Annotated in this window: 10 protein-coding genes; 6 read left to right on the top strand and 4 right to left on the bottom strand. The window is 71.4% G+C overall.

Annotated features, from left to right (window positions below; genetic code table 11):
- Nucleotides 1-504 carry a peptide deformylase gene (locus tag ACLBWP_RS04050; protein ID WP_243563735.1) on the top strand — a complete coding sequence of 168 codons (504 nt, stop codon included), beginning with the start codon at nt 1-3 and terminating at the stop codon, nt 502-504.
- A gap of 129 nt (nt 505-633) precedes the next feature.
- Nucleotides 634-768 (top strand): hypothetical protein, encoded by a 135-nt coding sequence (locus ACLBWP_RS04045; RefSeq protein WP_279397084.1) that lies wholly within the window; start codon nt 634-636, stop codon nt 766-768.
- A gap of 95 nt (nt 769-863) precedes the next feature.
- Here ACLBWP_RS04045 and ACLBWP_RS04040 read toward each other — a convergent pair whose 3' ends face one another.
- A complete protein-coding gene (locus ACLBWP_RS04040; RefSeq protein WP_447654153.1) occupies nt 864-2,759 on the bottom strand; it encodes an AMP-dependent synthetase/ligase in 1,896 nt (631 codons plus the stop codon).
- Nucleotides 2,760-2,881: 122 nt separating this feature from the next.
- Between ACLBWP_RS04040 and ACLBWP_RS04035 the strand changes: the two genes are divergently transcribed.
- The 3 genes from ACLBWP_RS04035 to ACLBWP_RS04025 all read left to right on the top strand — a co-directional run bounded on the left by ACLBWP_RS04035 (nt 2,882) and on the right by ACLBWP_RS04025 (nt 6,043).
- Complete coding sequence (locus ACLBWP_RS04035) at nt 2,882-3,835, top strand: ROK family glucokinase (protein WP_243563733.1); 954 nt, start codon at nt 2,882-2,884, stop codon at nt 3,833-3,835.
- Nucleotides 3,836-3,870: 35 nt separating this feature from the next.
- Nucleotides 3,871-4,596 carry a lysophospholipid acyltransferase family protein gene (locus tag ACLBWP_RS04030; protein WP_243563732.1) on the top strand — a complete coding sequence of 242 codons (726 nt, stop codon included), beginning with the start codon at nt 3,871-3,873 and terminating at the stop codon, nt 4,594-4,596.
- Between the two features lie 61 nt (nt 4,597-4,657).
- Nucleotides 4,658-6,043 carry a class II 3-deoxy-7-phosphoheptulonate synthase gene (locus ACLBWP_RS04025; RefSeq protein ID WP_447654152.1) on the top strand — a complete coding sequence of 462 codons (1,386 nt, stop codon included), beginning with the start codon at nt 4,658-4,660 and terminating at the stop codon, nt 6,041-6,043.
- A gap of 73 nt (nt 6,044-6,116) precedes the next feature.
- On the opposite strand, the gene pknB is transcribed toward ACLBWP_RS04025, so the two are convergent.
- A complete protein-coding gene (pknB, locus tag ACLBWP_RS04020) occupies nt 6,117-8,135 on the bottom strand; it encodes a Stk1 family PASTA domain-containing Ser/Thr kinase (RefSeq protein WP_447654151.1) in 2,019 nt (672 codons plus the stop codon).
- 147 nt (nt 8,136-8,282) lie between these two features.
- Nucleotides 8,283-9,473 (bottom strand): LysM peptidoglycan-binding domain-containing protein, encoded by a 1,191-nt coding sequence (locus ACLBWP_RS04015; protein ID WP_447654250.1) that lies wholly within the window; start codon nt 9,471-9,473, stop codon nt 8,283-8,285.
- Between the two features lie 231 nt (nt 9,474-9,704).
- Between ACLBWP_RS04015 and ACLBWP_RS04010 the strand changes: the two genes are divergently transcribed.
- Nucleotides 9,705-10,061 (top strand): Rv2175c family DNA-binding protein, encoded by a 357-nt coding sequence (locus tag ACLBWP_RS04010; RefSeq protein ID WP_447654150.1) that lies wholly within the window; start codon nt 9,705-9,707, stop codon nt 10,059-10,061.
- A 206-nt stretch (nt 10,062-10,267) separates the two neighbouring features.
- Here ACLBWP_RS04010 and ACLBWP_RS04005 read toward each other — a convergent pair whose 3' ends face one another.
- On the bottom strand, nt 10,268-11,386 hold the full coding sequence (locus ACLBWP_RS04005) for a polyprenyl synthetase family protein (RefSeq protein WP_447654149.1): 1,119 nt from the start codon (nt 11,384-11,386) through the stop codon (nt 10,268-10,270).
- Nucleotides 11,387-11,397: the final 11 nt, after the last annotated feature.

The raw sequence follows: 11,397 nt of genomic DNA, 5'->3' as shown, positions 1-11,397 counted from the left end.
GTGACCGTCCGTCCCATCCGCCTGTTCGGCGACCCCGTCCTCCGTTCTCCCGCGGACCCGATCGCACCCGCTGCCCTCGGGTCACCCGGCATCCGCGACCTGGTGCAGGACCTCATCGACACCGTGCGCGAGCCCGGCCGCGCCGGTGTGGCCGCGCCGCAGATCGGTGTCGGGCTGCGCGCGTTCTCGTACAACGTCGACGGCGAGGTCGGCTACGTGCTGAACCCCGAGGTCGTCGAGGTCGGCGGTGAGCCCGAGTTGATGGACGAGGGCTGCCTGTCCGTCCCCGGTCTTGCCTACCCGACCAGCCGTCACCCGTACGCCAAGGTGCGTGGCGTGGACGTCGACGGCAACCCGGTCGAGGTCGAGGGCACCGGGCTGATGGCCGAGGCGCTGCAGCACGAGGTCGACCACCTCGACGGCACGGTCTACGTCATGACGCTCGCGCCGGAGACCCGCCGTCAGGCGCTCCGCGACATCCGCGAGCAGGACTGGTTCCACTGACCGTTCCGCTGCGGTTCACCGCACGATCGTGACACCCGGACGTGGGATTGTCGACATGTCCTGACGAAGCGGTACCGTATCCGGGTCGGACTCCCTGCCGACACGGTCACCCACACCCCAGGATTCACGATGGCCCCTCAGAACGACGAGCTCAGCTCGCACCGCACCCGTACCAACCGGCGCCCCGAGCCGGCCCCAGCGACGACGGCCGCGACGGCCGTCCTCGAGCCGACGGACGTGCCGGACCAGGCCGCAGCCGTCTGACGCAACCGACAGGAGGCCCGGTGCCGGTCCCGTGGACCGGCACCGGGCCTCCAGTCAGGTGCGCGTCGTGCCGTGGCGGGCTCCGGCCCGCCCGCTCACCGCCGGCGTCGTCCCTGGACCACCGGCGTCGCGGTCGTCTGCACCTTCGACCCCGAGTAGATGTGCTCGACGTCAGCCGCGAAGTCGCGCATCACGACCGAGCGCTTGATCGTCAGCTTCGGGGTGAGGTGCCCGGACGCCTCGGTCAGGTCCGTGTCGAGGATCGTGAACGACCGAACGGACTCGGCGCGTGAGACCCGGCTGTTGGCGGTGTCGATCGCCTCTTGGACGGCAGCGTGCACGCGTTCGTCGTAGGCGGCCTCACGCGGGGAGAGCGCCGGGCTGATCCCGCGGGACGCGCACCAGCCGGGCAGCATGTCGCGGTCGAGGGTGACGAGCGCGGCGACGAACGGCTTGGCCTCGCCGACGACGACGACCTGGCCGATGAGCGGGTGCTCGCGGATGCCGTCCTCGAGCGGCGCGGGCGCGACGTTCTTGCCGCTCGCCGTGACGATCAGTTCCTTCGCGCGACCCGTGACGGCGAGGACCCCGTCGCCGTCGAGCCGGCCGAGGTCACCGGTCCGGAACCAGCCGTCGGCGAACGCGGTGTCGGTCGCCTCGGGGTTGTTCCAGTAGCGGTCGAACACGTCGACGCCGCGGATCAGGATCTCGTCGTCCTCGGCGATGCGCACCTCGACGCCCGGCAGTGCCCGCCCGACCGAGCCGATGCGCAGCTCGCCGGCGCGGTTCACGGTGGCGGGCGCGGTGGTCTCGGTCAGGCCGTAGCCCTCGAGGATCAGCACACCGATGGACCGGAAGAAGTGGGACAGGCGCGGGGACAGCGGTGCGGAGCCACTGATCGCGTACTGCACACGCCCACCGAGCGCGTCACGCAGCTTGCTGTAGACGAGCTTGTCGAACACCCGGAACCGCAGGCGCAGTGCGAGGGGTACCCGTCCGGTCGCCAGGGCCTCGGAGTGGGCGACGGCCGTGGCGGCGGCGGCGCGGAAGACCTTGCCCCGTCCACCCAGGTCGGCCTTCTGCTCGGCCGAGTTGTAGATCTTCTCGAACACGCGGGGGACCGCCAGCAGGAACGACGGCCGGAACGTGGACACCGCCTGCATCAGGTCCTTGGTGTCCGGCTCGTGGCCGACCAGCACGCCGGTGGAGATGCTCATCACGGCGATGAACCGCGCGAACACGTGGGCGAGCGGGATGAACAGCAGGGTGGACGAGCCGTCGGCGACGACTTCGGGCATCGCCTCGGTCGCGCCCTCGACGGTCGCGGTGAAGTTGTCGTGCCGCAGGACACACCCCTTCGGGCGCCCCATCGTGCCCGAGGTGTAGATGATCGTGGCGTCGTCATGGCCGTGCACGGTGGCCGTCCGGGCGTCGAGTTCGTCGTCGGTGACGTCCTCGCCCAGGCGGGTCAGGTCGTCCAGCCCGCCGCCGTCGATGGTCCAGTGCTGGCCGAGGTGCGGCAGGTCGGGCGCGATCCCGGCGACCCGGCGTGCGTGTTCCTCTTGTTCGACGACGATCGCCACCGACTGGGAGTCCCCGAGGATCCACCGGACCTGGTCGGGCGAACTGGTCTCGTACACGGGGACCGACACCAGCCCGGCCGTCCACACGGCGAAGTCGACGAGCGTCCACTCCAGGCGGGTGCGGGACAGGATCGCCACGTGGGCGCCCGGCTCGAGCCCGGCGGCGACGAAGCCCTTCGCGATGCCGCGCACGCGGCGCTCGACCTCGGCGGCGGTGATCGTGGTCCAGGTGTCACCGTGGCGCTCGGCCAGGATCGGCCGGTCCGGCGTCGCGCGGGCCCGGTCCGTCAGCAGTCGTGCTGCCGAGCCGTGGTCGGGGGCGACCGGCGCCGGGGCGGACGTCTGCGCCGTCGCCGTCGCCTCCGCCGAGGGTGACGCGCTGGTGGGGACGGGTCGGTGATCGTTCACGGCAACTCCCTTGTCGACCGGTTCGATGACGAGTCCGCCTCAGATCGGCGGCTCTGATCCCAGCATAGGGGCGGATGTCGCACGTTCGATGAGGACGCAGCGAACCGGTAGGCTCGGTGCTCGTGCACGCCATCGGAATCGACATCGGGGGCACCAAGATCGCGGGAGCGGTCGTCACGGAACTGGGCGAGATCGTCGCCGAGGACCGCGTCGCCACGAACGCTGCGGACCCGGACGCCATGCTGGACGACGTCGTCGCGATGGTCTCGCGACTGCGCGACGCGAACGACGTCGGCGCGGTCGGTGTCGCCGCCCCGGGCTTCATCGACGCCTCGCAGTCGATCGTCTATTACACGCCGAACATCCGCTGGCGCAACGAGCCCCTGCGCCAGAAGCTGCAGCAGCGCCTCGGCGACCTGCACATCACGGTCGACAACGACGCGAACGCCGCCGGGTGGGCCGAGTTCCGCTTCGGCGCCGGTCGCCTGGTGTCGGACATGACCATGCTGACGATCGGCACCGGTGTCGGCGGCGCCATCGTGACCGAGGACCGCCTGTTCCGCGGCGGCTTCGGCACCGGCGGCGAGATCGGCCACCTGCGCATCGTCCCGAACGGCCTGCCGTGCGGCTGCGGTGCCCGCGGCTGCATCGAGCAGTACGGCTCGGGTCGTGCCCTGCAGCGCATGGCGAACGACGTCGCCGACGCGGGGGGCATCGGCGTCGCGCTGGCCCAGGCCCGCGACGACAACGGCGGCCAGCTCGACGGTGCGATCGTCGGCGAGCTGATCCTGGCCGACGACCCGGGTGCCCTGTCGGCACTGCGGCGGCTCGGACGGCACCTCGGCGAGGCCTGCGCGTCGCTCTCCGCCGTGCTCGACCCGCAGCTCTTCGTGTTCGGCGGCGGCGTCGCGAGCGCGGGGGAACGCCTGCTCGAACCGATCCGCCAGGCGTACCTCAACAACCTGCCGGCCCGTGGGTACCACCCCGAGCCGGACTTCGTGATCGCCGAGCTCGTCAACGACGCCGGTGTCGTCGGCGCGGCCGACCTCGCACGGATCCACGCCCGGACCGCCTGACCCCCGGCGCCCGCCCACCCGCAACGGAGTCGACGATGCTCTACTGGCTGCTCAAGAACTTCCTGCTCGGCCCGCTCATCCTCACGCTGTTCCGGCCGTGGGTGGTGGGTCGTGAGCACGTGCCGACGTCCGGGCCGGTCATCTTCGCGTCGAACCACGTCTCGTTCATCGACTCGGTGATCCTGCCCGCGGTGCTCGACCGCCGGATGTCCTTCCTGGCCAAGAGCGACTACTTCACCGGCCGTGGGCTCAAGGGCTGGGCGACCAAGACCTTCTTCAACGCCATCGGCCAGCTGCCGATCGACCGCTCCGGTGGCAAGGCGTCCGAGGCATCGCTGCGCACCGGACTGCAGGTGCTGGCGCGCGGCGAGCAGCTCGGCATCTACCCCGAGGGCACCCGCAGCCCCGACGGCAAGCTCTACCGCGGCCGGACCGGCATCGCCCGGATGATCCTCGAGGGCCGGGTCGTCGTGGTCCCCGTCGCGATGGTCGGCACGCGTGAGGTCCAGCAGATCGGGCAGCGCTTCCCGAAGTTCAAACGTGTCGGCGTCGTCTTCGGCAAGCCGCTCGACTTCTCGCGCTTCCAGGGCTTCGAGACCGACCGCTTCATCCTGCGGAGCGTCACGGACGAGATCATGCACGAGCTCGCCGGTCTGAGCCGCCAGGAGTACGAGGACGTCTACGCGACGAGTGTCAAGGAGCGCGCCAGCACGGCCCGCGAGCAGGTCATGCGAGAGCGCCGCAGCACCCCTGCACGGTAGGGTGGGACGGCTCCGGCACCCTGCCGGGCCACCGCCAGCGAGAGAACACCGAGGTACCGCCTTGTCCGAGTCGACCGACTTCGTCGCCCTGCAGGAACCGGACGCGATCGACGGTCTCGACTACTGGCGCACGCTCCCCATCAAGCAGCAGCCGACGTGGCCGGACCAGGCAGCGGCCGAAGCCGCCTCGGCCGAGCTCGCCACGCTGCCGCCGCTCGTCTTCGCGGGCGAGGTCGACCAGCTGCGCGACCGGCTCGCCGCCGCGGCCCAGGGCAAGGCCTTCCTGCTGCAGGGCGGTGACTGCGCCGAGACCTTCGCGGGCGCCACGGCCGACTCCATCCGCGACCGCGTCAAGACGATCCTGCAGATGGCCGTCGTGCTGACGTACGGCGCGTCGATGCCCGTCATCAAGATGGGCCGCATGGCGGGGCAGTTCGCCAAGCCGCGCTCGAGCGACTTCGAGACCCGCGGCGACGTCACGCTGCCGGCCTACCGCGGCGACATCGTGAACGGCTACGACTTCACGCCGGAGAGCCGCCAGGCCGACCCCCGCCGGCTCGTGCAGGGCTACCACACGGCCGCGTCGACGCTCAACCTGGTCCGTGCCTTCACGCAGGGCGGGTTCGCCGACCTGCGGCAGGTGCACTCGTGGAACAAGGGCTTCGCGTCGAACCCGGCGAACGCCCGCTACGAGCACCTCGCCCAGGAGATCGACCGCGCGATCCGGTTCATGGGTGCGTGCGGCGCCGACTTCGACCAGCTCAAGCACGTCGAGTTCTTCGCCTCGCACGAGGGACTGCTCATGGACTACGAGCGCCCGATGACCCGCATCGACTCGCGCTCCGGTCTGGCCTACGACACCTCCGGGCACTTCATCTGGATCGGGGAGCGCACCCGCGACCTCGACGGCGCGCACGTCGACTTCCTGTCGCGGGTCCGCAACCCCATCGGCGTCAAGCTCGGCCCGACCACCACGGTCGCCGACATGGAAGCCCTGATCGAGAAGCTCGACCCGAACCGCGAGCCGGGTCGTCTGACGTTCATCACCCGCATGGGTGCCGGACGGATCCGCGACGAGCTCCCCAAGCTGCTGCAGGCCATCAAGGGCATGGAGGCCAACCCGCTGTGGGTGACCGACCCCATGCACGGCAACGGCCTGACCACCCCGACGGGCTACAAGACGCGCCGCTTCGACGACGTCGTGGACGAGGTCCTCGGCTTCTTCGAGGTCCACCGCGAGGCCGGCACCTACCCGGGCGGCATGCACGTCGAGCTGACGGGCGACGACGTCACCGAGTGCCTGGGCGGCTCGGAGCAGATCGACGAGGCCACCCTCGCCACCCGCTACGAGTCCCTGTGCGACCCGCGGCTCAACCACATGCAGTCGCTGGAACTCGCGTTCCTCGTGGCAGAGGAACTGGGCGCGCACCCGTACCCCGCGCGCTGACGCACGCATCCTGCAGACAGGAGGCCCGGTGCCAGCTGGCACCGGGCCTCCTGTCTCCTTCGTCGTCGCGTTCCTACTGGTCGTAGGACAGGCGGACGGTGTCGCCCTTGTGCACCGTGGCGTTCGCGCCCGGGTCGGTCCCGGTGACGGGCAGCGTGGACTTCCAGTCGTAGAAGCCGCACAGCACGTTCTTGCAGTCCGGGTACGACACCTTGAGGCCCAGTGCCTCGAGTGTGGACGCCGCCTGGTTGATCGTCTGCTTGGTGACGTCGGGCAGGGTGATCGGCGCCGGGCCCTTCGACACGACCAGGTCGATCGCCGTGCCCTTGACGACGGGGTCGGCCTCGGCCTTCGCGGAGATGACCTGGCCGGACGGGACGTCCTCGTCGAACTGGTCGGTCTGGGTACCCACGGTCAGGTCGACGTCCTGCAGCGCGGCCCGCGCATCGTCGACGGACTTGCCGGTGACGTCGGGGACGGCCCCGAGCGACACCGTCAGCGTGATGGGCCCGCGTTCGCCGTACTCCTGCACGGTGGTCAGGTCGACCGTGTTGCCGTCGGTGTCGCGGCCGGTCGCGGCGATCACGGTGTCCTTCGGCACGTCGGCGGAGAACTGGTACTGCGGGTCCTGCAGGTCGAAGTCGTCGTCGAGCGCGGCCTGGGCGGTGGTCGCCGACTGTCCGACGATCGCCGGCAGGGTGATCATCTTCGGACCGTTCGACACCAGGATCTGCACCGCGGTGCCCTTGCGGACCTCGTGCCGTGCCGCCGGAGCGGTGGCGGAGACCTCGCCCTTCGCCACGACGGCGTCGAACCGCGCACGGGTCCGGTCAGCGGCGCGGAGTCCCTCGGCCTCGAGCATCTGTCGCGCCTGGGACACCGACTTGCCGGCGACCTCGGGGATCCGGACGTTGCCACCGGGGCCCGGTCCGAACCACCAGCCGAGGCCGGCGCCGACGATGACGATCACCACGAAGACCACGAGCGCGATCCACCCACGCTTCCGGCGCTTCGCCGTCTTGTCGGCGAGTCGTTGGCTGGCGGGGGACAGGACGCCCGGTGCCTGGCCCGTCCGGCGCGGACCCGGTGCGTTCCGGCCGCGGCCGGCGGGGCCGGTGGGGCCCGTTCCGGACCCGCCCTGTGGCGGGATGACGGTGGTGGCGTCGGTCGCGTCCGGACCGGGGGCACCGGCCGGGAGGATCGCGGTCGCGTTCTCGGGGCGCAGCACGGCCGTGCGGTACTGCCCGGTCGCACGCTGCTGGTTGCCGTTGATGTGCTCGAGCATCTCGCGGGCGTCGCGGGGTCGGTCGTCGGGCTCGCGCGCGGTGGACCAGGCGACCAGGTCGTCGAGCTCGGAGGGCACGCCCGGCACGACCAGGCTCGGAGCGGGCACGGTGTCGTGGGCGTGCTGGTACGCGATCTGCATCGGCTGCTCGCCCTTGTAGGGCTGCTCGCCGGTGAGCATCTCGTACAGCATGATGCCGACGGCGTAGATGTCGCTGCGGGAGTCGGCAGCGCCGCGGGTGACGAGTTCGGGGGAGAGGTACGCGATCGTGCCGAGGAGCGCCGCCCCCGTGGCGGTGTTCTGCGTCGAGGCGCGGGCGAGCCCGAAGTCGCCGAGCTTGATCCGGCCGTCGTCGGCGAGCAGGACGTTCTCGGGCTTGAGGTCGCGGTGCACGATCCCCGCCCGGTGCGCCGATGCCAGACCGGCGAGCACGGCGCGCAGGATGTCGGTCGTCTGCTCGGGCGTCAGCGCGCGGTGCTCCTGCAGCAGGTCCCGCAGCGTGATGCCGGGGATGTACTCCATGACGATGTACGCGGTGTCGTCCTCGGCGCCCTGGTCGTAGACCCCGACCAGGTTGGGGTGGGACAGCCGAGCCGCCGAACGGGCCTCTTGGATGAAGCGCTCGCGGAACGCCGCGTCGTCGGCCAGGTGGCCGTGCATGATCTTGATCGCGACCCGGCGCTCGAGTCGGACGTCGGTCGCCAGGTACACGGTCGCCATGCCCCCGCGCGCGATGCGGGATCGGACGCGGTACCGCTGATCGATCATGCGACCGATCATCGGGTCCGTGGCGGCGTTCGTGGTCATCGGCGGCATTCTACGAAGCGAGGATGCGGACCGTCGCATCGGCGCACCGGTCGTGATGCAATCTCGATCTCAGGGATGAGGTGTGGGCCGCCCCCGGAGCGGTCCCGGGTCACGTGCGGCGCCGGACGGCCCCGCGCCCGAGCGGTGTCAGAGCGTCGCCAGCCAAGCGGTCGCGGACCGCTCCCACTGGGCGTACGCCTTCGGGTAGGCCGACATCTGCACCGCCTGGGCGGCGTCGGTCACGCTCTTGGACGACCAGCCGGGGACGTCGAGCAGCCCACGCGTGGTGCCGGCGTTCGGGTTGGAGCGCCCGCCGAAGAACAGCTTCGTCGCGTAGGTGGTGTCCTGCAGCTGGCTGGCGGTGCCCCAGCCCTGGCTCGGGCGCTGCTGGAACAGACCGACCGAGTCGCGGTCCCCGTGGGGCAGGTTGCGCAGGCTCGACTCCTGCATGGCGGCGGAGAGCGCGATGACCAGGCCGCGCTGCGGAACGCCGAGCGACCGGCCGACGCGGACGATCGTCTCGGCGTTCGCGCGCTGCTCGGCCGTCAGTGCGGTGCCGGACGCAGCGGCCGGGCCGGCAGCGGGCAGGACGAGGGTCTTGCCGGCGTAGATCGTGCTCGTGTACGTCAGGCCGTTGGCGGAGAGCAGCGCCGACACCGAGACGTGGTGGGCGGCGGCGATCGTGGCGATCGTCTGACCGGCCGTGATGGTGACCGAACCGGCGGTCGCCGTCGACGCCGCGGGTGCCGATGAGGTGGCGGGGGCCGACGTGGTGCGGGCCGGTGCGACGGGCGCGGCGCCGGCCTTCGGCACGGTCAGGCTCTGCCCGGGGTAGATCACGCTGCTGAGGGTCAGGTTGTTCGCGCCGAGCAGTGCCGAGGTCGACACGCCGGTCCGGGCCGCGATGCCCGAGATCGTGTCGCCGGACTTGACGTGGTACTTGGTCGAGGTCGCCGGAGCGGAGCGCACCGTGGTGACCACCGGGGTCGAAGCCAGGTGGAGCACCTGCCCGGGGTGGATGATCGTGTTCCAGCCCAGGCCGTTGCGCACCAGGACCTCTTGTGCCGACAGGCCGTGGCGAGCCGCGATCGCCGAGACGGTGTCGCCCTGCTGCACCGTGTACGTCGTCGGCGCGCTCGACACCGACGCGACGGTGGTGGCGACGGTCTGCGCGGGACGGGCGACGGCCGTGGTGAACACGGAGCGGTGGCCGACGTTGCCGTCCTGGTCGACGTGCCGTTTGTTGGAGCCGTCGTCGTCGTGCCGCGGCTCGGCGTGGGCGACGGGCCCGGTCAGCCCCGCGGTGACGGCGATGGTGCCCGCCAGGACGATCGGCATGGTGGCGAAGCGGGCGGATCGTAGGCGTCGAACGTGGTCGTCTGCTGCGGTGTCCACGGGGTGCTCCTGTCTCGGGGTGAGCCGTGCGCGCACGCGAGAGCGCATTCACAGGCGACTCCACGCTGGCATGTCGTGAATCGCAAGTCAACCAGAGAGCTTGATGTGGTGCACGTGACGAATGTGACTTGTGTTGTGGTTCGCAGTCGGGCGGCACTCTGGCACCATGAACGTGTGAGTGCCACACGTGGGGATGACCTGACCCTTTCCGAACGCTGGTTGACGGTCCCCGACCTCGTCGACCTGCTCGGCGTGAGCCCCGGCCGCGTCCACCGGCTCTTCGAGCAGCACACGCTGCTGCCGGCGCGCGTCGGCGGTGTGCTGCGCGTCCCGACCGAGTTCCTCGACGAGGCCGAGCCGCTGCCCGAGCTGCGCGGCACGCTCATCGTGCTGTCGGACAACGGCTTCTCGGACGACGAGGCCGTGCGCTGGATGCTCAGCGTCGACGACGTGCTCGGTACCTCGCCGATCGCCGCGTTGCGCGCCGGCCGCAAGGCCGAGGTGCGCCGCGTCGCGCAGTCGCTGCTGTAGGCGACGCCCCGCCACGCGGCCCCCGCCGGGCCGCCCCCGCCGGACGGCCCTCGCCGCGCTGAGTCTCGGCTCCGCGGACACCCTGCGGCCTGCCGACGGCGCACGATGTCCGCCGGGCCGAGTCTCGGCGAGCGGCCAGCGGCCAGCGGCGAGCGACGAGCGGCCAGCGGCGGGCCGGCCGGGCCGGACGTGCCGCGCCGCGCCGCCTACGCCTGGCGGCGGCTGACCGTGTCCGCCAGCGACGCGAGCTGCTCGCGCGCTGACGGTGTGAGCGGCGATGCGTCGAGTGCCGCCTTCGCCCGCTGGACGTGCCGGTCGATCGAGCGCTCCACCGCGGCGACCGCGCCCGAGTCGGTCAGGGTCGCGCGGAGCATCTGCACCTGGTCCTCGTCGAGGTCGGGGTCGCCGAGCAGCTCGTCGAGCAACGACCGCGAGCCCTGCGGCAGCGCCTTGCGCGCCGTCGCGATGAGGACCGTGCGCTTGCCCTCGCGCAGGTCGTCGCCCGCGGGCTTGCCGGTGAGCTCGGGGTCGCCGAACACACCGAGCATGTCGTCCCGCAGCTGGTAGGCCACGCCGAGGGGCAGACCGAACGACCGCAGTCCCTCGAGCTGGGACTCCGAGGCCCCGGCGACCAGGGCGCCGATGACGAGCGGCGCCTCGACCGAGTACTTGGCGGACTTGAACACGACGACGCGCTGCGCACGGAGCAGGTGCTCGCTCTCGTCGACCGTCGGCCAGGCCGTCTCTTCGTGGATGTCGAGGTACTGCCCGGCGGTCACGTCGAGCCGCATCGCGTGGAACTCCTGGCGGACGATCCGTGCCCGCGCCGGGTCGAGCAAGGCCAGTCCTTCGTCGAACACGGCGTCGCTCAGGGACAGCAGCAGGTCGCCGAGCAGCAGGGCCGAGTTCGTGCCGTACAGCCCGCGGTCACCGACCCACCCGGCGTCGGCGTGCCGCGACTCGAACCGTCGGTGCGCTGCCGGACGCCCGCGGCGGGTGTCCGAGCGGTCCATGATGTCGTCGTGCACCAGGGCGGCCGCGTGGAAGACCTCGAGCGCAGCAGCGACCGTGACGACCGCCTCGGCCGTGGTCTGGCGCGAGCCTTCCGCCAAGGGGTCGAACGACCCGGAACGTCCCGCCACGGACTGCCACCCCCAGTAGCAGAACAGGGCCCGGAAGCGCTTGCCTCCGGACAACAGGTCTCGGGCGAACTCGTCGAACGGAGCCAGGTCCGGACTGATCGCGGCGAGTCGATCGCGCTGCTCGTCGAGCGCCCGATCGATCCGCGCCGAGACGAGGTCCACTAATCGCGTACTCTCAGCCACAGTGCCTACCC

This window comes from Microbacterium sp. M1A1_1b, from assembly GCF_053345565.1.
This window is presented reverse-complemented; position numbering and strand designations above follow the sequence as displayed.

Bases quoted from the DNA above. Each gene is read 5' to 3' on its own strand.
- ACLBWP_RS04045 (WP_279397084.1), top strand. From the start codon at position 634: ATGGCCCCTCAGAACGACGAGCTCAGCTCGCACCGCACCCGTACCAAC.
- ACLBWP_RS04030 (WP_243563732.1), top strand. From the start codon at position 3,871: ATGCTCTACTGGCTGCTCAAGAACTTCCTGCTCGGCCCGCTCATCCTC.
- pknB (WP_447654151.1), bottom strand. From the start codon at position 8,135: ATGACCACGAACGCCGCCACGGACCCGATGATCGGTCGCATGATCGAT.
- ACLBWP_RS04015 (WP_447654250.1), bottom strand. From the start codon at position 9,473: ATGCCGATCGTCCTGGCGGGCACCATCGCCGTCACCGCGGGGCTGACC.